The 22,417-nt window shown below is 49.2% G+C and carries 19 protein-coding genes and 2 pseudogenes; 11 read left to right on the top strand and 10 right to left on the bottom strand.

The window, feature by feature from the left end; genetic code table 11:
• Window positions 1–5: 5 nt before the first annotated feature.
• Together ACIHKT_RS02145 and ACIHKT_RS02140 are read right to left on the bottom strand one after the other, a co-directional pair.
• A complete protein-coding gene (locus ACIHKT_RS02145; RefSeq protein WP_086036808.1) occupies window positions 6–827 on the bottom strand; it encodes a type III pantothenate kinase in 822 nt (273 codons plus the stop codon).
• Between the two features lie 89 nt (window positions 828–916).
• Window positions 917–1,588 (bottom strand): ECF transporter S component, encoded by a 672-nt coding sequence (locus ACIHKT_RS02140; RefSeq protein WP_086035278.1) that lies wholly within the window; start codon window positions 1,586–1,588, stop codon window positions 917–919.
• Between the two features lie 238 nt (window positions 1,589–1,826).
• Here ACIHKT_RS02140 and coaBC point away from each other — a divergent pair, with 238 nt between their 5' ends.
• Window positions 1,827–3,026: a bifunctional phosphopantothenoylcysteine decarboxylase/phosphopantothenate--cysteine ligase CoaBC gene (coaBC, locus tag ACIHKT_RS02135; RefSeq protein ID WP_086036807.1), complete on the top strand. Its 1,200-nt coding sequence runs from the start codon at window positions 1,827–1,829 to the stop codon at window positions 3,024–3,026.
• Window positions 3,027–3,082: 56 nt separating this feature from the next.
• Window positions 3,083–3,412, top strand: a complete 330-nt coding sequence (locus ACIHKT_RS02130) for a DUF1540 domain-containing protein (protein ID WP_086035277.1) — start codon at window positions 3,083–3,085, stop codon at window positions 3,410–3,412.
• A gap of 85 nt (window positions 3,413–3,497) precedes the next feature.
• On the opposite strand, the gene ACIHKT_RS02125 is transcribed toward ACIHKT_RS02130, so the two are convergent.
• A complete protein-coding gene (locus ACIHKT_RS02125) occupies window positions 3,498–4,217 on the bottom strand; it encodes an NAD-dependent protein deacylase (protein WP_086035276.1) in 720 nt (239 codons plus the stop codon).
• Window positions 4,218–4,580: 363 nt separating this feature from the next.
• Here ACIHKT_RS02125 and ACIHKT_RS02120 point away from each other — a divergent pair, with 363 nt between their 5' ends.
• Together ACIHKT_RS02120 and ACIHKT_RS02115 are read left to right on the top strand one after the other, a co-directional pair.
• A complete protein-coding gene (locus ACIHKT_RS02120) occupies window positions 4,581–6,527 on the top strand; it encodes an acyl-CoA dehydrogenase family protein (RefSeq protein WP_086036806.1) in 1,947 nt (648 codons plus the stop codon).
• A gap of 30 nt (window positions 6,528–6,557) precedes the next feature.
• The gene (locus ACIHKT_RS02115) at window positions 6,558–7,763 is read left to right on the top strand and encodes an FprA family A-type flavoprotein (protein WP_086035275.1); all 1,206 of its coding nucleotides are present in this window, start codon (window positions 6,558–6,560) and stop codon (window positions 7,761–7,763) included.
• A gap of 67 nt (window positions 7,764–7,830) precedes the next feature.
• Here the strand turns inward: ACIHKT_RS02115 and ACIHKT_RS02110 are convergent, their stop codons facing one another.
• From ACIHKT_RS02110 to larE, 7 genes are all read right to left on the bottom strand, one after another.
• Window positions 7,831–8,406, bottom strand: a complete 576-nt coding sequence (locus tag ACIHKT_RS02110; RefSeq protein ID WP_086035274.1) for a uracil-DNA glycosylase family protein — start codon at window positions 8,404–8,406, stop codon at window positions 7,831–7,833.
• A 160-nt stretch (window positions 8,407–8,566) separates the two neighbouring features.
• Window positions 8,567–9,751: an iron-containing alcohol dehydrogenase gene (locus ACIHKT_RS02105; protein WP_086035273.1), complete on the bottom strand. Its 1,185-nt coding sequence runs from the start codon at window positions 9,749–9,751 to the stop codon at window positions 8,567–8,569.
• Window positions 9,752–9,907: 156 nt separating this feature from the next.
• Complete coding sequence (locus ACIHKT_RS02100; RefSeq protein ID WP_086035272.1) at window positions 9,908–10,342, bottom strand: RrF2 family transcriptional regulator; 435 nt, start codon at window positions 10,340–10,342, stop codon at window positions 9,908–9,910.
• A gap of 91 nt (window positions 10,343–10,433) precedes the next feature.
• Window positions 10,434–11,633, bottom strand: coding sequence for an MFS transporter (locus ACIHKT_RS02095; protein ID WP_086035271.1), 1,200 nt, complete (start codon window positions 11,631–11,633; stop codon window positions 10,434–10,436).
• A gap of 178 nt (window positions 11,634–11,811) precedes the next feature.
• Window positions 11,812–13,026: a nickel pincer cofactor biosynthesis protein LarC gene (gene larC / locus ACIHKT_RS02090; protein WP_086035270.1), complete on the bottom strand. Its 1,215-nt coding sequence runs from the start codon at window positions 13,024–13,026 to the stop codon at window positions 11,812–11,814.
• On the bottom strand, window positions 13,023–13,730 hold the full coding sequence (larB, locus tag ACIHKT_RS02085; protein ID WP_404352878.1) for a nickel pincer cofactor biosynthesis protein LarB: 708 nt from the start codon (window positions 13,728–13,730) through the stop codon (window positions 13,023–13,025). The genes larC and larB overlap by 4 nt, the downstream gene beginning before the upstream one ends.
• Before the next feature lie 56 nt (window positions 13,731–13,786).
• Window positions 13,787–14,569 carry an ATP-dependent sacrificial sulfur transferase LarE gene (gene larE / locus ACIHKT_RS02080; RefSeq protein WP_086035268.1) on the bottom strand — a complete coding sequence of 261 codons (783 nt, stop codon included), beginning with the start codon at window positions 14,567–14,569 and terminating at the stop codon, window positions 13,787–13,789.
• A 493-nt stretch (window positions 14,570–15,062) separates the two neighbouring features.
• Between larE and hydE the strand changes: the two genes are divergently transcribed.
• The 7 genes and pseudogenes from hydE to ACIHKT_RS02045 form a co-directional block, all read left to right on the top strand.
• Window positions 15,063–16,109 (top strand): [FeFe] hydrogenase H-cluster radical SAM maturase HydE, encoded by a 1,047-nt coding sequence (gene hydE, locus ACIHKT_RS02075; RefSeq protein WP_086035266.1) that lies wholly within the window; start codon window positions 15,063–15,065, stop codon window positions 16,107–16,109.
• 151 nt (window positions 16,110–16,260) lie between these two features.
• Window positions 16,261–16,479 (top strand): annotated as a pseudogene (locus ACIHKT_RS02070) (DNA recombinase); the annotation flags it as partial.
• 284 nt (window positions 16,480–16,763) lie between these two features.
• Complete coding sequence (locus ACIHKT_RS02065; RefSeq protein WP_086035265.1) at window positions 16,764–17,321, top strand: TetR/AcrR family transcriptional regulator; 558 nt, start codon at window positions 16,764–16,766, stop codon at window positions 17,319–17,321.
• Window positions 17,322–18,265: 944 nt separating this feature from the next.
• Window positions 18,266–18,466: a hypothetical protein gene (locus ACIHKT_RS02060; RefSeq protein ID WP_174193455.1), complete on the top strand. Its 201-nt coding sequence runs from the start codon at window positions 18,266–18,268 to the stop codon at window positions 18,464–18,466.
• 336 nt (window positions 18,467–18,802) lie between these two features.
• Window positions 18,803–20,035 carry an AsnC family transcriptional regulator gene (locus ACIHKT_RS02055; RefSeq protein WP_086035263.1) on the top strand — a complete coding sequence of 411 codons (1,233 nt, stop codon included), beginning with the start codon at window positions 18,803–18,805 and terminating at the stop codon, window positions 20,033–20,035.
• The gene (locus tag ACIHKT_RS02050; protein ID WP_086035262.1) at window positions 20,036–21,457 is read left to right on the top strand and encodes an acetate--CoA ligase family protein; all 1,422 of its coding nucleotides are present in this window, start codon (window positions 20,036–20,038) and stop codon (window positions 21,455–21,457) included.
• Window positions 21,458–21,685: 228 nt separating this feature from the next.
• A pseudogene (locus ACIHKT_RS02045) lies at window positions 21,686–22,313 on the top strand (type IV secretory system conjugative DNA transfer family protein); the annotation flags it as partial.
• Window positions 22,314–22,417: the final 104 nt, after the last annotated feature.

The raw sequence follows: 22,417 nt of genomic DNA, 5'->3' as shown, positions 1-22,417 counted from the left end.
TCATTTTATCCTTTTTTTTGCGGCACACGCTTTTCCGCCGCACCACGCCGCGGTTCCGGTTTTCTGCTGTTTTTCTGGTACAGCAGCAATAGTCCCTGCAGCATAAGGGTATCATCCAAAATAATCTTATGCTTACACTCTGCGATAATAATCGGTGCCACACCGCCGGTGGCCACTACGGTTGCCTTCGTGCCGATTTCCTCCTCGGCACGGTCAATCAGACCGTCAACCATGGCTGCATGGCCATACACTGCACCAGAACGCATACAGTCCTTTGTATTATTGCCGATAAGTTTCGACGGTGCCTCCAAGTCCACATGGGAAAGCTGGCTCGCATGGTTTGCCAGCGCATTCATGGAAATGACCGGTCCGGGAATAATCATGCCGCCGATGTAGTTGCCCTTTTTGTCAATGACCGAAAGCGTTGTGGCGGTACCCATATCAAACACAAAAATTGGTTTGGGGTACTTTGCACTTGCGGCCACCGCGTCCACAACCAAGTCAGCACCCAGTGCGGCTGGATTTTCCATCAGGATATTAAGTCCTGTTTTCAGCCCGGAGCTAACAATGAGTGCCGTTTTGCCGGTTACCAGACAAATTGCCTGCTGCAGCGGCAGCGAAAGCGGCGGCACTACTGAGGAGATGATTGCACCTTCAATCGCGTGCCGGTCCACTCCATGCAGAGAAAACAGGCTGCGAATCATCAGTGCATATTCATCGCTGGTCTTTTTTACGTCGGTCGAAAGCCTAGCTGTAAAATAGGTTCTTTTGCTATCCAAACACCCTAATACAATATTGGTGTTTCCTACATCGATTGCAATAATCATGAAAATGCAGCCTTTCTTTTTGCAAAAAGCGCACACGAGAAACCCTGCCCGCCGTGCGCTTCTTTACCTTTATTGGATATTTTTTCTATTCAAGTATTCTTTCCAGCAGCTGGCGTGTTGCCGTGCCTGCCAGAGGACTGGGTAAACCGAAGCAGCACTTTACCCAGTGCCGCTACCAAAATGCCCGCGGCAATCGCTTCAATGACGCCGTTAAAACTGACAACACCCATAATAATGCCCGGAACTGCTTCCGGTGCAATGCCCTTTGCCGCCGCATAAGCGTCACGGAACAGGAAATAAATAAGCCCCATAACAAATACGGTATTGGTCAGTGCACCAACTACGCCGCTGACCGCCAGCGACGCCACATGCTTGTCCCGTCCTTTCAGCATCTTTTCCATGCCGCAGTACACGTAATACGGGAAAATGCCAACCAGAATACGAGGCAAGAAGCAGATGAGCAGTGCCACTGGTGTGCCGTGGGTCGTGCCCGGCAGCGGAATAAACGGTGAAAATGTAAAGGAGGTAATCGCTGGCATAAAGGTATTATTGATTAAACTGGTCATACCAAAAAGGGCACCCAAAAAAGCGCCATACCGCGGCCCTAACAGGATAGAACCCAATATGACTGGGATGTGTATAATGGTCAGTTTAATAAACGGCAGCGGGATAAATCCCAGCGGCGTCAAGCCCATAACCAGCGTAATCGCCGCAAAAAGGGCCGCCAACACAAATTTGTAGTACTTTGCATTTTTCTTCATTCTGAATAAAAACCTCCTGCTACCGCTCTTCTTTCAGATGCAGTGCAATATTTTAAGACAGGTTACATTATACCAGAAAGTCCGCTAAAATCAAGCGTTTTCGGCATATTTGTTACAAAAATCACAATATGCAGTTGCATTTCTGTCTGGTCTTCCTGTATAATAACAGAAGCAGACAAAACAAGATTTTTCGTGCTGCAAACGCATTCTGTGTAAAGAAAGAAGTCATTGAAAAATGCTGTTACAGAATAAAACCATCCTGCTGGGCGTAACCGGCAGCATTGCAGCCTACAAGGCCGCCGCCCTTGCCAGCCGCCTGACACAACAGGGCGCCTGTGTACACACACTGCTGACGAAAAACGGCGCGCAGTTCGTCACGCCGGTCACCTTTGAGGGTGTCACCGGACAAAAATGCGTGGTGGACACCTTCGACCGCACCTTTCAGTATAGTGTAGAGCACGTGGCATTGGCAAAACAGGCAGATTTGGTCCTCATTGCTCCAGCCACCGCAAACAGTATTGCCAAACTGGCAAACGGCCTTGCTGATGATATGCTGACAACAACCGTGCTGGCCTGCCGCTGTCCTAAAATGATTGCACCGGCCATGAATACCGGTATGTATGAAAATCCTGTGACACAGGACAACCTGCAAAATCTGCGCCACTATGGCTGGACTGTCATAGAGCCCGCCTGCGGGCGGCTGGCCTGCGGTGACACTGGCGCCGGGAAATTTCCGGAGCCGGCGGACATTTTGGAGGAAGTTCTGCAGGTGCTAGCCGAAGAAAAGGACATGGCAGGTGTGCGCGTATTGGTGACCGCCGGCCCGACACAGGAGCCGCTGGACCCTGTCCGTTTTCTGACAAATCATTCCACTGGAAAAATGGGATACGAGCTGGCGCGGAATGCCTCCCGCCGCGGCGCCGAAGTAACACTGGTAACGGGTCCCACAAACCTGACACCGCCGCCGTTTGTCAAAACGGTTTCGGTGCGCTCTGCTGCGGAAATGTTTGATGCCGTGACAGCCGCCGCCCCGCGGCAGGATATGCTGGCGTTTGCCGCGGCGGTCGCAGACTATCGGCCCGCAAAAACAGCTGCTGATAAAATTAAAAAAAATGGCAGCGACCTGACTTCTCTGCCGCTGTGCGCCACACAGGATATTCTGCAGTATGTCGGTGTGCATCGTCGGCCCGGTCAGCTTCTGTGCGGGTTTTCCATGGAAACGCGTGATTTGGTGGAAAATTCCCGCAAAAAGCTCGACAAAAAGCATGCGGACTTAATTGCCGCAAATAATTTAAAGGTTTCCGGCGCCGGTTTTGGCACTGACACCAATGTAATGACACTCATTACCCGCGAATTTACAGAAGAGCTGCCGCTTTTGAGCAAATATGAAACGGCCGGCAGAATCTGGTCCACTCTTCTGCAAATGCGCTGCACATAAAAGCAGCTTTCCCGTACAGACTATTGCCATACCCAAAATAAAAGAGGTGTGTGACAATGACAAAACTGCAATGCTCTGTCTGCGACTGCAGCAACAACAGTGATAACTGCTGCTGCCGCCCTGACATCATGGTCAGCGGCAAATGTGCCTGCGGCCACGAACAAACCAGCTGTGCCGATTTTGAAAAGAAGGACAGCTCCGGCAGTGCGCAGAACAGCCGCGGCTGCTCTATCCCCAACCCTCAGATGCACGTTCGCTGTGAAGCTGAAAAGTGCGTTTACAACCAGCACGGTGACTGCTCTGCTGAGAATGTAGATGTCAGCAGCTGCGACAGCCAGACAACCTGCAAATCTGATACAGAGTGCAAAACTTTCAAAATGAAATAAGCCGAACAATCCTTCAAAAAGGCGGTTCTTCCTGTGCTTTCCGTATAGGGCGAACCGTCTTTTTTTATTGCCGTAAAATGATATTTTACGCGTGCAGCTGGGATAGGACCTTTCCCACAGACGCGTGAATGACCAAATTGGCTGCCTTATCCGCATCTGTTTTGGATTTATTGATAAGCACCAGCCGGTCGCCCCTATAATAACGGATAAGTCCCGCCGCTGGATACACAACCAGAGAAGTGCCGGCAATAATCAGCATATCCGCCTGCATAATGGCCTGTACAGCACCCTCAATGACTGCTTCATTTAAAGATTCCTCATACAAAACCACATCCGGTTTAATGACACCGCCGCAGGAGCAGTGTGGTACACCGCTGCTGTGCAGCATCGTTTCAACCGAACAGCCTTTATGGCAGCGCTGACAGTAGTTGCGCAGCACGCTTCCATGCAGTTCAAAAACGTTTTTGCTGCCGGCAGCCTGATGCAGACCATCGATATTTTGTGTAACGACCGCAGAAAGCTTTCCTGCCCTTTCCAGCTCGGCCAGCTTTTTGTGTGCCGCGTTCGGCTGTGCATTCGGGTACAGCATTTTATCGCGATAAAAATCAAAGAATTCTTCCGGATGCCGTTCAAAAAAAGTATGGCTCAGCATGGTTTCCGGCGGATATTTGTATTTCTGCTGGTACAATCCGTCCGTACTGCGAAAGTCCGGAATACCGCTTTCAGTAGAGACACCTGCTCCGCCAAAAAAGACAACCCGGCTGCTTTTGTCCAGCATTTCCTGCAATGCTTTCACTGAATCCATTTTCGGCCCTTCTTTCTGTCATTTCCTTCATTCTACCGCTTTTGGAGACGGCACACAAGGGTTCTTTTCTGCTATAACAGTCCGAATACGGCCAAGAAAAATTTTCATTTTCTCTTGACTCGCATGGTGCACTTGTAGTGTAACGTTTTTAATCAGTTATACTTTTCATACTTTTATGATTTAGATGTTTACTTTACACGAAAACATATAACATTATATAAAGCAATTGACAATGTTGCCCATACTTATTATACTGAACATAAACGGTATAGGTTGCGCGTGCCGCATGAAAACAGGCGGATGCAAAAAACTATACAGTATGAAATCATCCGAAATTTCATTTGCAAAAAGGAGGTTTCCTATATGTTCTATCAGACAACAAACGAGCAGGAAGCACTGCGCACAAAGGTACGGTCTTTTGCCGAAAGTGACATCAAGCCGCAGGCTTTTCTGCTAGACAAAGGGAATACTTTTCCAAAAGAAACAGTTAAAAAAATGGCCGAGCTTGGCTTGATGGGACTGCCCTATGACACCCGCTTCGGTGGCGCTGGACTGGACATGGTCTGCTATGCCATTGCTGTGGAAGAACTTTCCCGCGTGGATGGCGGTGTCGGTATTATTCTTTCTGCGCACACCTCCCTGGGAACCTGGCCCATTGACGCCTTTGGCACAGAATCACAGAAACAAAAGTATTTGGTTCCGCTGTGCCGCGGTGACAAATTGGGCGCTTTTGGGCTGACAGAACAAAACGCCGGCAGCGATGCGGCTGGAATGGAAATGACCGCTGTACGGCACGGCGACTATTATATCCTAAATGGCAGTAAAATTTTTATTACCAACGGCGGTGAAGCCGATACTTACGTTGTCTTTGCCGTCACACAGCCCGGAAACGGTGTGCACGGCATTTCCGCTTTTATTGTAGAAAAAGGCTGGGAAGGCCTTACATTCGGAGAGCATTATGACAAAATGGGCATTCGCTCCTCCGCTACCTGTGAACTGCACTTTCAAAATGTAAAAGTGCCGAAGGAAAATCTGCTGGGCAAGGAAGGCGAAGGCTTTTCCATTGCCATGAAGACACTGGACGGCGGTCGCATCGGCATTGCCGCACAGGCATTGGGCATTGCTCAAGGTGCATACGAAGCGGCACTGGACTACGCAAAAGAGCGGGTACAGTTCGGCAAACCAATTTGTCAGCAGCAGTCCATTGCATTTAAGCTGGCGGATATGGCCACCAAGCTCCGTGCGTCCCGTCTGCTTGTCTACAGTGCTGCTGAGCTGAAACAAAGCCACGCTGACTACAGTAAAGAGGCAGCCATGGCAAAGCAGTTTGCCTCTGACGCGGCACTGGAAATCACCAATGACGCACTGCAAATTTTCGGCGGCAGCGGTTACTTAAAAGGTATGGACGTCGAGCGGTTCTACCGTGACGCGAAAATCACCTCCATATATGAAGGCACCAATGAAATTCAGCGTATGGTCATTGCTTCCCATATTCTTAGTACGGCAAAGAAAGAACCTCCGGCGGAAAAGAAGCTGACTGCTGCCCAGCGGCTGCTTGCCCGCGCCGCGAAATATGCACAGCCTGTGCAGACAGCTGGCACCCGCAAGTGCATTCTCCTGAAAAAAGGCACCGCAGAAGAACGTGTGGATTCGCTGGTAAAAAATCTGCGGCAGGAAGGCATTGACTTCACCGTTGGAATGCCAATAGATACACCGATAGCAAAAGCCGACCGTGTGGTCAGTGCCGGTTTGGGCATTGGTGCTCGGGAAAATATGAAGCTAATCGAAGATTTGGCCAAAGCAGCTGGTGCCGCCGTTGGTTCTTCTCGCCCTGTTGCCGAGTCGCTGAAATATGTACCGATTGACCGTTTTATCGGCATTTCCGGTCAAAAATTCCACGGCAGTTTGTATATTGCCTGCGGTATTTCCGGTGCCGGTCAACATTTAAAGGGCATTCAGGACGCCACTCTTGTAGTTGCCATCAATACAGATGAAGACGCCAATATCTTTAAAAACTGTGACTATGGTATTGTAGGCGACATAAAAGAAATCCTGCCTCTGCTGACCAAAGCACTGGATACCGGCGCACCCAAAAAGCCAGAAGCTCCTTTGCCGAAGGCGGCGCCCGCACCGGCACCCGCTCCCCGCAAGATTTACGTCTGCAGCGGCTGCGGTTACGAATACGACCCCGCCAAGGGGGACCCGGAGAGCGGTATCCTGCCCGGCACGCCGTTTGAGGACCTGCCCGCCGGCTGGACCTGCCCCTACTGCGGAGCCACAAAAGAAGAATTCATTGAAACAGTCGTTTAATTGGATACGATATAAGGAGGTCTTTCCACGATGTATTGCTTTCGAAAAGTGACAGACGACCTGTATTGGGTCGGTGCAGATGACCATCGTCTTGCCCTGTTTGAAAATATCCACCCACTGTACCACGGCATTTCCTATAACTCCTACCTGCTGCTGGACGAAAAAACGGTCCTGTTTGATACCGTGGACTGGGCCGTTGGCCGTCAGTTTATGGAAAATGTCCGTGCTGTCCTGCGCAACAGGCCACTGGACTATCTGGTTATCAATCATGTGGAACCGGACCATGCTGCGTCGATTGAGGAAGTTCTGCTTCGCTGGCCAAACGTAAAGATTATTACATCCCCCAAGGCTGTGCTGCTTCTGCATCAGTTTGGCTGCCCGATTGACGGCTGTTCTGTGGAGCAGGTAAAGGAAGGCGACACCCGCTGTTTCGGAAAGCACACCGTCACGTTTGTCAACGCACCCATGGTGCACTGGCCGGAAGTGATGGTGACCTATGACCAAACCAACGGTGTTCTGTTCTCTGCCGATGCCTTTGGTTCCTTCCATGCATTGGACGGCAAGCTGTTTGCCGATGAGGTGGATTTTGACCATGAATGGCTGGATGAAGCACGCCGCTATTACACAAATATTGTCGGAAAATACGGTCCACAGGTACAGTCACTGCTGAAAAAAGCCGACACACTAGACATTAAGATGATTTGCCCGCTGCACGGTCTGGTCTGGCGCAAAGACATTGGATATTTTCTGGATAAATATATGCACTGGAGCACCTATGAGCCGGAAGAAAAAGGCGTGATGATTGTTTATGCCTCTATGTATGGCAATACAGAAACCGCTGCGGAGATTTTGGCCGCCAAGCTTGCCGAGCGCGGTGTGACGAACACGCGCCTATACGACGTTTCCAGCACACACGTTTCCTATCTTATCTCTGACCTATTTAAATACAGTCATTTGGTACTGGCAAGCGTTACCTACAATCTGGGGATCTTTCCACCCATGCACAACTTTCTAATGGACATGAAGGCCCTGAACCTGCAGAACCGCACCTGTGCTATCATAGAAAACGGCTCCTGGGCCTGCCGCTGCGGCAGCCTGATGCGCACCTGCCTGTCCGAAATGAAGCATATGCGAGTACTGGAAGACGGCGTCGTAATGGCTTCGTCTCTGCATGAGCAGGACCTGCCGGAACTGGATACACTGGCTGACAGCCTTACTGCCTCTCTCAAAGAATAATCGCTAACGCATACAAAAAGGTGCTTTCCCCTGTTACGGAGGAAAGCACCTCTTATTGTCTATCACATCAAAGTTCCAGCGACAGACCCAGTTCTTTTATTTTGTCGCGCAGACCGAGAAAATCCGAAAAGGCGTCCTCTTTTTTGCGCGGGTCACGCAGCAGTGCCGCCGGATGCAGCGTGGCCATCATCCAAATGCCGCCTTTTTGTATCCACTGGCCGTGCTGTCGGGTAATTTTTATTTTGGGGTCCATAATCCGCATAGCGGCAATGCGTCCCAGGCAAACGATAATCTTCGGCCGCAGCAGGCGTGTCTGCTCCCGCAGCCAGCCAATGCACTGTTCCTGCTCCTCCGGCAGCGGGTCACGGTTCTTTGGTGGACGGCACTTTATTATATTGGCAATATAAATATTTTTATGCCGGTCCAAATCAATGGCATCCAGATATTTGTCCAGCAGCTGACCGCTGCGCCCAACAAAAGGTTTCCCCTGCAGGTCCTCCTGCTCACCAGGGCCCTCGCCGATAAATAGGACCTTTGCCTGCGGATTTCCTTCCCCAAAGACCAAATTGGTACGCGTTTTGCCCAGCGCGCAGCGTTCACAGCCGCGGCAGGCCTCCTCCAGCTGTTGCCAGTCTTGATACATATTCTTTCCCCCTGTCGCAGCTGAAAGCTGCTTCCTAATTATACTTTTTAGTATAACGCAATCAGGAAAATGTGTAAACATGCAAAACGCTTTTGCCTTTTCTTCGATAACCTAGGAGGCCCTCTCTTTTGAGAAGGCCTCCTCTGCTTTATATTTGCTTTTAAAAATCGACGGGCGAACCATAATAGCAGGCTGTCAATAGCTTTTCCATGTCCTCCTGACTTGGCTGGCGGGGATTGGTGCCGGTGCAGGCGTCGCTGATGGCAAGCTCCGCCACATGATGCAGCTTTTCCTGGAACTCATCCTCCGGCACCATGCCATTTTCATAGTCTTTCAGGGCGTGCGGAATGTGCAGCAATTCATTATAACTGTCAATTTTTCTGCACAGTGCCTGCACAAGGCCCTCTCCGCTGCCGGTAAGTCCCGCTGTGCGGGCAATCGTCGCATAGCGTTCCCGTGCTTCCGGCACTTTTGCATTGTACTGAATCACCTTCGGCAGGTACATGGCGTTGGCACAGCCGTGCACAACATGGCCGTTCCGATAGGCTGCGCCGGTCTTATGCGCCATAGAGTGGACAATTCCCAGCAGAGCATTAGAAAAGGCCATGCCGGCAAGGCACTGTGCATAGTGCATTTGCTCACGAGCTGTCTTGTCACCCTTGCAGGAGGACGGCAAATACTCAAAAACCATTTGAATCGCCTGTAAAGCCAGCGGGTCCGTAAACGGTGAATGCAGGGTGGAAACATAGGCTTCCACTGCGTGTGTCAGTGCGTCCATGCCTGTATAAGCGGTTAGCTTCGGCGGCATAGTTTCCGCCAGCTCCGGGTCAATAATTGCCACATCCGGCGTGATATTAAAATCTGCCAGCGGATATTTAATGCCCTTCTGATAATCGGTAATAACCGAAAAGGCGGTCACTTCAGTAGCTGTTCCGGAAGTGGATGGAATCGCCAAAAAGTGGGCCTTTCGGCGCAGAGTCGGAAAGCTGAACGGCTGCAATAAATCTTCAAACTTTGTTTCGGGATATTCATAAAACACCCACATCGCCTTTGCCGCATCAATAGGGGAGCCGCCGCCCATTGCCACAATCCAGTCCGGCTGAAAGTCCTGCATGGTTTTCACACCGCGCAGCACCGTTTCCACGGACGGGTCCGGCTCCACGCCCTCAATTAAACACGTTTCAATATCGGCTTCTTTCAGGTTCTGCAAAACGCGGTCCAAAAAACCGAAGCGCTTCATGGAGCCGCCCCCGATAACAACAGCGGCCTTTTTGCCGGAAAGTTTCTTCAGTTCCTCCAGCGCCCCATGGCCGTAATAAATATCTCTGGGAAGTGTAAAACGCATATTATTTCCTCCTGTCGGCCGTCCCCTACGCAAAGATACGGCCTTTGTTAAGGATTGTTTGCAAAACTTTCCAAAATATGTGTGCAGCAGAGGAACGGTCCATTTTGGACATAAAAAATTGCTGCCCAACGGGCAGCACCAAAGTTTTTTCTTCGGTCAGATGAAAAACATATAATTGCCTTGACTGCGGGCCGCTTCTTCCTGCAGGTCCACAAGCGTAATGCCAGCCAGCACTTCTTCCACTGCTTTTTGCAGACGAGCAGCGACCAAATCCAGCGCCGCTTCCGCGTCCTGTGCATCCGGCCCCAGTGTTTTTCCGGGCCGCTCAAACAGGGCGCTGTCCGTTGCCCGCAGAATGTCCAGCACCCGTATCTGCTCTGGCCGGCAGCTCAGGCGGTAGCCGCCCTGCGCTCCTTTGATAGAAACGACCAGCTGAGAACGCTTCAGAAGTGAAAATACCTGCTCCAAATAAATGTGAGAAATTCCAAGGTCTGCGGACAACCGTGTAACATTTACGATGGTGTCGCTTCCGGCCTGTGCCATACGCAGAAGCGCCGCAATGGCATAGCGTCCTTTTGCAGAAATGCGCATACGACTCCTCCCCTCTATATATTACTATTTCACTACGGTTAATATATTATACAGGATTTTCATATTTGTCAATCATCTTTCCCGCCGATGGTCAATCTTCATTCGGCGTTTTCTCCTGCTGGCGTACGGCTTTATAACAAAAGCAAAGCATTCCTACCACCATGACAGCCGGAAAAGCCGTCGCAGCAAGCAGGCCCTGCCGCAGGCCAAACTCACCGGAACCAAACAGGCCGGTCAGCCATGGGCCCGCGGAACAGCCAATATCGCCGAATACCGCCAAAAGTCCGAACATAGAAGTTCCGCCGTGCGGAAACGAATGAGAAGAAAGTGAATACATTCCCGGCCACATTAGTGACACAGTAAAGCCGCACAGCGCACAGCCCATCAGTGACAGCAGCGGCAGCCGTGCCAGCGCCATCAACACATAACAGCCAGCACAGGAAACACTACACCACAGCAGCACCTGATGCAGGTTCCATTTATCCCCGTACAGGCCATACAGCAGACGTCCCATTCCCTCCAGCAGGGCAAACAGGCAGGGCCCAAGCAGGTCGCCTGTCATTTTTGGCACACCAAGCCCACGCTCAGCGAACAGAGAAGACCACTGGCTCATAGAAAGTTCCGCCGCGCCGGCACACAGCATCAGCACCAAACACAATAGGTACAGCCGGGAATGCAGCAGACTGCTGATGGGCGTTTTCTCTTCCGGCGGAAGTGCCGGTGCCAGCGGCACCCGCAGAAAGCGAATCAAATTGACCGCTGGAATCACTGCCCAACAGATGGGCAGCAGGTACCACTGGCTGCTTCCCAGAAAATGCAGTGCCAGTGTCGTACCGGCAATCACTGCGACCTGCCCCCAACAGTAAAAAGAATGCAGCATACTCATAGAGGAAGACTTGTGCTCACCTGGCAGCGAATCCAAAATCGGACTGACCAGGTCCTCTATCAGGCCGCTGCCCATGCCGCAGCAGACCACAGAAAAGGCGATTCCGCCAAACGGAGAAACCACACGCGGTAAAATACCCATCAGGACCAAACCGCCCGCCGCCAGCAGGTGCGAACCCGTCAGGCAGCGGCGCATACCAATTCGGTCGACAAAAAAGACAGAAAAAATATCCATACATAGCTGTGTCCCAAAATTCAGAACAATCAACTGACTAAGCTGCGCAAAATTCAGGTGATAACTGTCTTGAAACACGGTGAAAAGCAGCGGCGTAAGGCTGTTAATAATCCCCTGGGTAAGATACCCGGAGTAACAGGCCCTTTTTGTTTGCCGCCAGGACCCTTGCATAGGCTTCCCTCCTTCCATAATAAGTATTATACCATATTATTGAAGGCGGTGCCGTTTTGTTACCTTAGAAAATAAAGAAGAGTGGATAAAATTCTATCTTTCCGCAAGTAGCAGACAGCAGAAACAGCCGACAAACTCCGGCCGTTTCTGCTGTCTGCTGTGCGGAAAATTATTTATTTTATTCCAAATTGTTTTGTACCAGCTTGCTTGCCTCGGTCAGGGAACAGCCATGTTCCCGCGCAATGCGTGCCAAATCCTCGTACTCTACTTTTTGGCGATGGACGCCCCAGCCCGTTGCCGCTTTCACGTGCACAGGACCATACACAGTATTGGCGGCCCGCTCCGTACGAGACAGCGTACAGCGGCGGCACAGTGTTTCCCTCACCCCCAGCGTTGTCGTATATTCAAACAGCAAATGTATCATTTCGCTGCGCATTTCCGGACGGCACAGGCAGGTCAGCAGCACCGCAGAGCGGTTTTTCTTCATTCCGATGGCTGTTGTATAGACGTCAAGCGCACCGCCTGCCAGCAGACGTTCCTGGGCAAAACCGAGTGCTTCCGGTGTCATATCATCTAAATTGCAGCGAAGCTCCAGCACTTCTTCCTTGCTGTCCGCCGCTTCACCCAGCATGGCACGCACACAGTTTGCCTGTGAAAAGTCTTTTGTGCCCATGCCGCAGCCAATTTTACTGACCTGCATAACTGGCATATCGCCAAAATCGTTGACGAAGTATTTCAGCAGGGCTGCTCCAGTTGGAGTACACAGTTCCCCTTGTACACTGCCTCCGTATATCGGAATGCCACGCAGCAAAAACGCGGTTGCCGGTGCCGGGACCGGCAGAATGCCGTGTGCACAGTGTACCTCCCCACTGCCAACGTGCACTGGTGACGCTGTAACATGGTCCGGCGCCAGCATATGCATCAGCAGACAGACGCCTATAATGTCCGCTACCGCGTCCATCATGCCAACCTCATGGAAATGGATCTCACTAACCGGCTGACCATGCGCATGGCTTTCCGCCTCTGCCAGCAGGTCATATACTGCCAGCACGTCTTTTTTAACCGCCGCCGGCAGGTTCAGCCCATTTATCATTTCCTGAATTTCCTGCAGCCTGGTATGATGATGATGTTCTTCCTGTGAGCAGTGTGTGGCCGGTGTACTGCCTGCCGGAACATCTTCTGTTTTTTCCTCTTCACCATGAATGGTTACCCGCATATGAGTGCCGGTAATCCCGCACTTTTCGGCTGGAACAGCTTCCACATGTACACCGGGCAGCCGCAGGCTGTTCATCTTGTCCAGAAACTTCCGCGGCTCCGGCAGCAGTTCCAGCAAAGAAGCCACAAGCATATCTCCCGCCGCACCCATTGTGCACTCCAAATACAGTGTTTTCATTTGTGTCCTCCCATATGATTTATCATACTGGCAAGATAGCCTGCACCAAAACCGTTGTCAATATTGACAACACTGACACCGCTTGCACAGGAGTTCAGCATAGACAGCAGTGCAGAAAGTCCGCCAAAAGACGCCCCGTAGCCAACACTGGTAGGCACGGCAATAACTGGGCAATCCGCAAGACCGCCAATCACGCTTGCCAGTGCCCCCTCCATACCGGCAACAGCGACAATGACATACGCGCTCATAATTTCATCCAAATGTGCCAGCAGTCTGTGCAGTCCGGCAACGCCGACATCATATAAACGGTCAACATGGTTTCCAAGGACCTCAGCTGTCAGAGCCGCTTCTTCTGCAACCGGCATATCGCTGGTCCCACCAGTTGCCACAAGCACGGTGCCCGTTCCGTCTGGTTCCGGTAGTTCCCCAAGGTAGCCGATACGGCTCATTTCGTCATAATGCAGAGGAAGCGTCTGGCTTAAAATTTCCGCTTTTTCTTTGTCTAGGCGGGTAATCAGAATGTTTTTCTGCCCCGCTTTCAGCATTGCCTCAGAAATGCCGGCAATCTGCTCCGTTGTCTTTCCGGCCCCGTAAATGACTTCTGCGATTCCCTGCCGCAGACCGCGGTGATGGTCCAACTTGGCAAATCCCAAGTCCTCAAACGGTTCCATTTTCAACTGCAGCATGGCTTCATCCACACTCATGCTGCAGTTTTGGACATCATGTAAAATGCTTTGTATCTTTTCTTTGTCCAAAAGTCTCACCTTCCCGCGAGGTCCAGCAGGACAGTCTGAAAATATGGATTCAGCTGCCGGCGAATATCCGCTCGCTTCTGTACCGCACGCGTCATCTGGTCCTGCGGGAACTGCAGGCGGGCAGCGTCCGCATACAGACGGACACGAAAATCTGTAAAGCCAAGTTTAAACAGCGCATTTTCAGCCCCCTCCACGCGCCGCAGCAGTTCGGCTGTAATCTGCCGGCCGGCCGGAAAGCGAGTTGCCATGCATGCATATGCCGGCTTGTTCCAAGTGAAAAGTCCCGCTTCCCTAGAAAGCTCCCGAATCTCCGGCTTCGTCAGTCCACACGCCCGCAGCGGGGAACAAACGGAAAGTTCCTGCAGTGCCTTCATGCCCGGACGGTCCGCTACCTGATCCGAAGCGTTTGTGCCGTCTATCAGCAGCGGGCAGCCGTCCGCTTTTGCCCGCTCTTTCAGCACTGTAAACAAAGACTTCTTACAGTAATAACAGCGGTTCTTCGGATTGTCCGTTACCTCCGACCGGGAAAGCAGGTCCAAATGCAGCACCGTAAGCGGTACGTTCAGCTGCTGTGCCAGCCGCTCAGCATCGTCCACCTCAAACTGGGGCTGAAATGCCGTTTTTATAAAATATGGGTGTACTTCCGCACCCGCCTGCACGGCCGCGTACAGCAGATAGGAAGAATCGGTTCCCCCGGAATAGGCCAGCGCGCACTTGGGATGTTCCTTGAAGAACTGCTGCAGTTTCCTGCTTCCGTCTTGTTCCGTCTTTGTTTGCTCGTCAATCATTTGTAACTCCGCCTTTCTTTTTTGCAGTGATTCAGCGGATGCAAAGAGCTGCTTTTTCGTATTCCGCGGCCGCATAAAGCAAAAAAACCATACCCGTTTCTGCGGATATGGCAACCTTCCTGGTTACACACGTGATGAAAAAGCAATTCTTTCTTTTCCATGGAAACGGCTTCTGCCATTTGCAGCTGATTCTTTCAGCTATCTGCGAGTATAGCATTTTGTTGCGGTTTTGTCAATAAAATTTACAGAACAGATCACAAATTCCTGTATAAATTCACCGATTTTAAAGAAGGTCTTTTCGCTGCTCCTGCTTGTGTTTTCCTGCAATCCATGCTATGATTTTATTGTACTGTAGTATGTAAATAAAATAAAAAGCCGTTTCTGACGCCAAAACAAAATTGAGGCGAAAGCAGGGCATTGCTACTCGGAACGATAGCCATATCCTGCACACTGGAGGATATGGCTATTGTTAAAACAAGGAGTACGACAGGACATGACAAATCGGGAGCGAATTGATAATCTAAACCAAAAAAAAGCACTGCCGCGGACAGCATGGGTCACACTTCTGTCCACCTTTACGGCGGAAGACCAGGAATATGCGCGCACGCTTGCCCAGACACTTGCCGTCCAAAAATTTGGGAAACAGATTTTTTACCGCGGCATTATCGAATTCACAAATATCTGTAAAAATGACTGCATTTACTGTGGCATCCGGCGCTCCAACACGGCCGTTTCCCGCTACCGCCTGACCAAAGAGGACATTCTCGCCTGCTGTGCGGCGGGGTACGAATATGGGTACCGCACCTTTGTCCTGCAGGGCGGCGAGGACGTCTACTTTAATGACGACCGTATGACAGATATTGTCAGCAGCATTCATAGTGCTTACCCTGACTGTGCCATTACGCTTTCGCTGGGAGAACGCAGCCGTGAAAGCTACCAGAAGCTTTTTGACGCGGGTGCCGACCGCTATCTGCTGCGCCATGAAACGGCCAATAAAGCCCACTACGGCAAGCTGCACCCTGCACAGATGTCCTTTGACCACCGAATGCAGTGCCTGCGGGAACTCAAAGAAATTGGCTACCAAACCGGCTGCGGCATGATGATTGGCTCTCCATACCAAACTGCAGAAGACCTTGCGGAGGATATGGCATTTCTTTATGACTTTCAGCCGGAAATGGTGGGTATGGGACCGTTCATTCCTCACAAGGACACGCCGTTCCGTGACTATCCGGCGGGCCGGCTGGACTTGTGCCTGTTTTTGCTGAGCCTTACTCGTCTGATGCTGCCGGACGTCCTGCTGCCCGCCACAACAGCGCTTGGCACCATTCACCCACAGGGTCGAGAACTTGGCATTCTCTCCGGTGCCAACGTCATTATGCCGAACCTCTCTCCCACTTCTGTGCGGAAGCAATATATGCTTTACAACAATAAAATCTGTACCGATGAGGGCAGCGGACAGTGCCGTTTCTGCCTTGGCAGACGGTTTTCATCCATCGGTTATCAAACTGTTGTTTCCCGCGGCGATTATCAAAAGCAATAAAAGGAGCTGCCTTTTGTGGGCAGCTCCTTTTATTTTATATTGGTTGCAATCAGCGGCAGATACAAAGAAAGGCCGTACACAGAAACACGTTCTGCTGTACAGCCTTTGCCTTGATGTGAGTGTCCTTATGGCGTTTATTCAAAAAGGCGGCGGCGGTAAAATGTACGTCCACCGCACCAGCAATGGTAAGCATATTCCGCAGTACACTTGCGGAGCGTACAGCAAAACCTCCGTTGGTACGCGCTGCCCCACCCAGCACCGCATTAACGCCTAGGTTGTGACAACCCTCATTTCCGATACGCTCCGCGCTATCGCGGACTACTCCAAAAATGACCAGCCCGAGTTTATTAAGGCTATGCAGAAAACGCAAGGCCAACGGAGCACAAAAACGATATGAGGACCAAAATCAAGGCGGTGAAAAAGGCCGTTCTACGCGCCGAGGATACGGCAAAAGGGGAATTTATCCCTGTTGGTAGCCTGCCTTAGGGAACCACAAATAGCCGCAAATCACCCCCCATGCCGCCACCCTGCACGTTCTTTGTAATTAAAATGCTTCAAAGTAAATGTAAATTTTATACTCCCCCATTGACATAGATGTTTATTTGCGATATACTAAACGCGTATTAAACGTGTTTAGTATGGAGGGAGCTTTTTGTGGAAAACGAGAGCGTAAAAGAACAGCTTATTCAAGCAACTGTCAAGTTGCTGCTTGAAACAAATGATGCAAGCAAAATAACGGCACGGCAAATTGCATCAGAGTCCAAAGCAAACTTAGGAATGATAAACTATTACTTCACCTCTAAAGATGCACTTGTGCATACCGCAGTCAATCGTCTGATAGAAGAAAGAGGAATTCAGTTAAAGGAGATTATGAACGGCGATACCCCATCCAAGCAAAAACTAATTGATTTCTTAATAAAATTGTCTGATATAACCATTGAGTATTCACAATTTACCAAGGCAACGATTCCTTATACTTTGTTGAAACGTGAGATTGAGGAACCATACTATATTCTTCCGATGATTAAGGATTGCTTTGGTGACAGGAAATCAGAAACAGAGTGCAGAATTATTGCTTATCAACTAACGTCATTTTCTCAAGTGGTTTTTTATCGGTCAACTGATTTTAAGAAATATACCGGCATCGACATTATGGATAAAGTACAAAGAGATGCTTTGTTTCATTCACTTATCAACATTTTCGGTCTTTAAAGAGAACTAATTATTATGAAAAGTATGGGTATTATTTCAATTCTTTTGATTGCGTGTGCAATGCTATGTGGACTTTGGATGAAATTCGGTCCTGGCGAAAAAGACGCAAGTTTTCATGGGTTACTTTCGATTGGAACACTTGTGTTTTGCCTTGTAACAATCATTCTTTTTATGTTTAAAAGATAGGAATCAATCTGGAGGTGTGCCATGAACGTAGATGATATGTCAGTTATCCAAGAGCCAGACGCACAGACACAGAGCCGATAACCAATGAGAATGATACTCGTGGTTGTCGGCTCTTTTTCGTAGAAGGATTGCCATGTTTTCAATGCTTTCAAAAACTGTCCAATTGAAAAAGGACTATATTATCACAATTTGCCTGTAATGCGGTAACTTTTTGTTACGGCCAAATACAAAAATACAGCTATGCCCGATTGAGATTTAATGAATTTCAGTCGGGCATAGCTACATATATAGACCCTCGTTGCCGTTCCCCCATTCAGACCCAAAAATCCGAATGGAGGAACGGTTATGGAGATAACCATAAAAATTGACGGATAAGTTCTGTCCGTAGAAGTATCCGTTAAGGTCTATGAATATCTTGACCAAACCAAGCACAAACAGCGCCGCCATTGGGACGGACGCGAGTTTGACGAATACATTGCCGCCTATGAGTGCAGCCAGAGCTACTACGAAACACCGGAGGATTGGTTCTATCGGAAAGAAGCCATGCATGGAAATTCAATGCCAACGTTTTCCACTTTTTACTCTGGACGGACTAAGCTATTCTGATATTGGGAAGCGGTACGAAAGAAGTGTAAAGATTTTTTTTGAAAACACGGCTCCACAGAACATAAGTTTTAGGGCTAACCAAGTGAAGGACATTTGCCCTATCACATAAACAAACGAGGCAGACAGTTTTAAGCTGTCTGGAGGTTTGCCGTATGCCCACCATCAATCCGCGCAAGCATTATCCGTTTCTCAATGAGGACTGTTTCGTTGAGGTCAGCGACGAAGTTACCGAAGCCTTTCTTTTAAGCTACTCGTCAGGAAAACGATTACCACCAAAGGACATATCGGCACAAAGCCTACTATTCTCTGGACCACAGCGACGGTATATGGTAATTTTTCGCTGGGCAAGTTGAATATATCATGTAAAGGAGCATATTCCTTTCCACAAATCTGCCGTTTAATAAAACGACATCATTCATAGACGTGGAATTACGGCTGAAGAGCGGAAAGGCTATTAGTAGAGCTGGAACATATAAAATTATGCAAAAAACATGCTTAGCTTACTATTGATTTCTTTGAGCGATAATACTATAATTATGTTAATCTTCCATAATTAAATAGGCATTTTCCCTAAAATCAAGCCAAAAATTATTTAATTTAAATCGGGTGTACTCCTGAAAATGTGGCACACTGATAAATGCCGCAAATCTGGATTACCATAATAGATCCTTTTAAAGGAGGTCAAATTTATGAATAGTCCCGAAAAAAGCAAAAAGTATCTGCTTGGCACGGACGAGTCACAGCAATGGATGAAAAAGTATTTTTTCAATCCAAGAGGTATCGGCTTCCTTGAACCCGGTTTGGATGCATTGGACAGTGCAGCGCTAAGTGCCTACAACATTGCCAAATCGTCCTATCAGATTCATCCTGAGGTTTTCAACATGGAATACCTATCTAAAACCCTTTCAATTAGTAAGGACGAAATCATCAAACGGATGAAGCGAATGTATCAGGATCGCCTGATTATGTTCGTGATGAATCCGGCTGTTCAGGTCAGCGGTTGGGGCTTGTATTATTGGATCGTAAAGCTGCACGATGGCACTTCTCCGGAAACAAAAGAAAAATTGGCCAACTGGTTTCAGAATAAAGATGATATCTGCACAGGGTATCAGACAAAAGGCGACTTTGATTTCTTCAACGGCAATCATATGAGGGTATTGGACAATCTGCTTTCCGATGTTATTGAGCCGTGGAGGCATAATCCCGAAGTCGAGTACGTGCATCTTTGTCCGGTCAGAAGAGACTTGAGAGAAAGTCATATCAACATGTGGGATGCACCGGATGACGATTACCGTGAGTGCGTATTCGGAGACGGGCAGCTCGAAAAGTTAGCGAAAATCCAGAATAAAATGGATCTTACCGATCTCAAAATAGTGGCGGCGTTGAATGCCAAGAGACCAATGGAGCAGGTCTATGATTTCAATGTACTGTCGGAGATTTCCGGGCTTGATCCTAAAGATATGCTCACCGGCATCAAATCGATTGTCGAGGACAAACGTACTGTTCTTCCTCTGTTCTATCTGGATTATGCCAACCTCGGGCTTACAAATCATATGTTTGTAATTCGTACGTTCCAGAATCTCCCGTGCGTCCGCAAGGCCGAAATAGCGGACGAACTGTCGAAGATTAAGGAATTCAATACGGTGCTTGAATTTACGGATTCGTTCTATGATATATCCGTTTGGGCCTATAACGAGATATCCGATATCAAGGCACTCCGAGAAAAGCTGTATTCTTACAGCGAGATTGAAACCGTATTGGAAGCCGACAGCGACAGGCAATTCAGAAGATGGGTCTGCAGGCTGGATAATAAAGACGACCTTTGGGAAGAGTGCGTTTTCACCGATGATTTTCTTGAAGACAGGACAGTTAAAAATAATAATTGTGCCTGCCGCTTTCTAAGCAAAGAGGAGGAAAAGTAAATGAAAATCGAGAATGCGCGCAAATATGTTGTTGACAACTTGAAATATGCGTTGAACCCTTCCTCTATTGCGGTTGTCGGTGCCTCAAGGCATACAGGCAAGGTCGGTTATAAAGTGATTGAAGGCCTTCAGAAATGGGGATACAAAGGAAAAATCTTTCCCGTCAATCCCAGGGCCAACTACATAGCGGGATTGAAGGCGTATCCGACCGTTTCCGACATTCCCGAGCCGGTGGACTTGGTATTTGTCGCAGTGCCGGCGCATCTTGTCAAAATGATCCTTGAGCAAACAGTTGCTAAAAAAGCGAAAATGGTAGTTATTGCTACCAGTGCATTCAAGGAAATTGGAAGAGGTGATATGCAGAATAACCTCACCGAATACTGCCGCACTAATAAGCTTCCGATGATAGGTCCTAATCTCGTCGGCATGGGGAGTCCGTATCTGCACTTTAACTGCGGCTTTATTCCTTATCTTCCGGTGAAGGGCCCGGTGGCAATGATTTCACAGTCGGGAGCCAACCTGCTGGCGGCGTTGGGTACATCCCAGATGCTTCATTACGGAATGAGCTTTTTCGTAGGCCTTGGGAACAAAGCGGATGTCGATTTCTCCGAATTTATCATGTATGCCAAGGATGACAAGCAGACAAAATGCCTGGCAACATATATTGAAGGGCTTGATTCCCCTGAGGCTTACATCAAGGCCTGCAACGAGGTCGTACCATACAAACCTGTCGTCGCGATAAAAGTCGGCGGATCAAAGATTGGTGTCAAGGCTGCGTTTGCTCATACGGCATCTGAAAATGAGGGTACAAATGACGAATACTATGATAAAATCTTTGAAAAGGCAGGTGCCATTCGGGCGACAACATGGCAGGAATATCTTGATATTTCGCTGGCTCTCGGATTACAACCTGCGCTAACAAGCGATAACGTCGTGATGATTACAAACGGAGGCGGTTCCGGCCTGCTTTCCTGCGACCACTTTGAAAGATGCGGCATGCCGATGCGGGAGCTGAAGGACATCTCACCCATGCTTGTGGACCGTATCCGGGCTTATATGCCGATGTTTGGCTCACCGCTCAACCCTGTCGATATCTCAGGAACCGCTTCTCCAAAGCAGTATAAGGGCGCTATCACGCAGGCAATTTGCGACCCGAATGTCAGTTGCGTATACGGCTCCATCTGCCCTACCGCTGTAACGGACGTCGACGCCGTGACGGATATTTATATCGATATTTACAAACAGTATAAGCATTTGGGCAAGCCACTTATCATGGAGTGTCAGGGCGGCGAAGAATGCAGCAAATCTATTATAAAACTGAGAGATAACGGAATTCCTGCTTATCCAACTGCTGAGCAGGCGGTTAATGCAATCGTAGCGCTTCGGAAATATGCAAAGATCAAGGAACGCTTTGCAAAATAGCGGTTTAGTGCTATGGGCAAACTGAACATTTCGGAGATAAGCTTGATTGTTCATTATGCCTATACCCTGTTGCTGCTGAGTTTTTAACTGTCTATAGGTTTGGCTAGGTCTACAAATAAAAATACACAAATACAAAGCTCTGTAACGGCAATGCTTTTATGCCGTTGCAGGGCTTTATATTTTGATAAAAAAGTCCTTGACAATTCGTCTCTGGCAAGACAGTAAAGCGGCGCAAGAATAGCCCCGTTCGACATTCAGGAGTTGCGTGACCTGGCGGCTTATAACGAGTCGGATCTGGACACGCTGGGCGACCGCAAGACCACCCTGTTCATCATTATCTGAGATAACGATGACACCTTTAATTTTTTAGTTTTGATGGCCTATACACAGCTTTTCAACCTGTTATGCGAAAAGGTGGACGGCGTGTACGGCGGGCGCTTGCCCGTCCATGTCCAGTGCCTGCTCGACGAATTTGCCAACATTGGGCAGATCCCCAAGTTTGAAAATCTGACTGCCACCATCCGCAATCGTGAAATCTCGTCCTGCCTTGTTTTGCAGGCGCAGAGCCAGCTCAAGGCCCTGTACAAAGACAACGCCGACACGATCATTGGAAACTGCGACAGTACCATCTTCCTCAGCGGTACGTGCATTCTCCAGCTTCGCGGCGTCCGGCTCTTCCTTTCGGACAAGTACGACATCACAAAGCATCCGAACTACAAGTACCTGTCCGACTATGATCCCCACAATGCTTTTCCTATCGAAAAGTTTCTGTCCACCCAATTAAAAACCGAAACCGGACGATGTGTTCAACACGTATTCCGTTGACCTCTCCGGGCACCTGAAAGCCGCAGAATAGCGGCTTTTTCATATATGCAACTTAAAAAAAGAGGTAATATAATGGGCAAGTTCTATAGGGAAACAAGTAATAGTCTAAAGACAGACAGTCAACAGAGTGGTAAT

This window comes from Caproicibacterium sp. XB2 (genome assembly GCF_044880635.1).
GTDB classification, from domain to species: domain Bacteria; phylum Bacillota; class Clostridia; order Oscillospirales; family Acutalibacteraceae; genus Caproicibacterium; species Caproicibacterium lactatifermentans.
This window is presented reverse-complemented; position numbering and strand designations above follow the sequence as displayed.

What these genes read in the sequence shown, in the direction of transcription:
- ACIHKT_RS02050 (WP_086035262.1), top strand. Translation starts at nt 20,036, where the DNA reads ATGAAAATCGAGAATGCGCGCAAATATGTTGTTGACAACTTGAAATAT.
- ACIHKT_RS02130 (WP_086035277.1), top strand. Translation starts at nt 3,083, where the DNA reads ATGACAAAACTGCAATGCTCTGTCTGCGACTGCAGCAACAACAGTGAT.
- larC (WP_086035270.1), bottom strand. Translation starts at nt 13,026, where the DNA reads ATGAAAACACTGTATTTGGAGTGCACAATGGGTGCGGCGGGAGATATG.
- larE (WP_086035268.1), bottom strand. Translation starts at nt 14,569, where the DNA reads ATGATTGACGAGCAAACAAAGACGGAACAAGACGGAAGCAGGAAACTG.
- ACIHKT_RS02125 (WP_086035276.1), bottom strand. Translation starts at nt 4,217, where the DNA reads ATGGATTCAGTGAAAGCATTGCAGGAAATGCTGGACAAAAGCAGCCGG.
- ACIHKT_RS02115 (WP_086035275.1), top strand. Translation starts at nt 6,558, where the DNA reads ATGTATTGCTTTCGAAAAGTGACAGACGACCTGTATTGGGTCGGTGCA.
- ACIHKT_RS02105 (WP_086035273.1), bottom strand. Translation starts at nt 9,751, where the DNA reads ATGCGTTTTACACTTCCCAGAGATATTTATTACGGCCATGGGGCGCTG.
- ACIHKT_RS02110 (WP_086035274.1), bottom strand. Translation starts at nt 8,406, where the DNA reads ATGTATCAAGACTGGCAACAGCTGGAGGAGGCCTGCCGCGGCTGTGAA.
- hydE (WP_086035266.1), top strand. Translation starts at nt 15,063, where the DNA reads ATGACAAATCGGGAGCGAATTGATAATCTAAACCAAAAAAAAGCACTG.
- ACIHKT_RS02060 (WP_174193455.1), top strand. Translation starts at nt 18,266, where the DNA reads ATGCCCACCATCAATCCGCGCAAGCATTATCCGTTTCTCAATGAGGAC.
- ACIHKT_RS02140 (WP_086035278.1), bottom strand. Translation starts at nt 1,588, where the DNA reads ATGAAGAAAAATGCAAAGTACTACAAATTTGTGTTGGCGGCCCTTTTT.
- ACIHKT_RS02055 (WP_086035263.1), top strand. Translation starts at nt 18,803, where the DNA reads ATGAATAGTCCCGAAAAAAGCAAAAAGTATCTGCTTGGCACGGACGAG.
- larB (WP_404352878.1), bottom strand. Translation starts at nt 13,730, where the DNA reads ATGAGTGTGGATGAAGCCATGCTGCAGTTGAAAATGGAACCGTTTGAG.
- ACIHKT_RS02145 (WP_086036808.1), bottom strand. Translation starts at nt 827, where the DNA reads ATGATTATTGCAATCGATGTAGGAAACACCAATATTGTATTAGGGTGT.
- ACIHKT_RS02120 (WP_086036806.1), top strand. Translation starts at nt 4,581, where the DNA reads ATGTTCTATCAGACAACAAACGAGCAGGAAGCACTGCGCACAAAGGTA.
- ACIHKT_RS02095 (WP_086035271.1), bottom strand. Translation starts at nt 11,633, where the DNA reads ATGCAAGGGTCCTGGCGGCAAACAAAAAGGGCCTGTTACTCCGGGTAT.
- ACIHKT_RS02100 (WP_086035272.1), bottom strand. Translation starts at nt 10,342, where the DNA reads ATGCGCATTTCTGCAAAAGGACGCTATGCCATTGCGGCGCTTCTGCGT.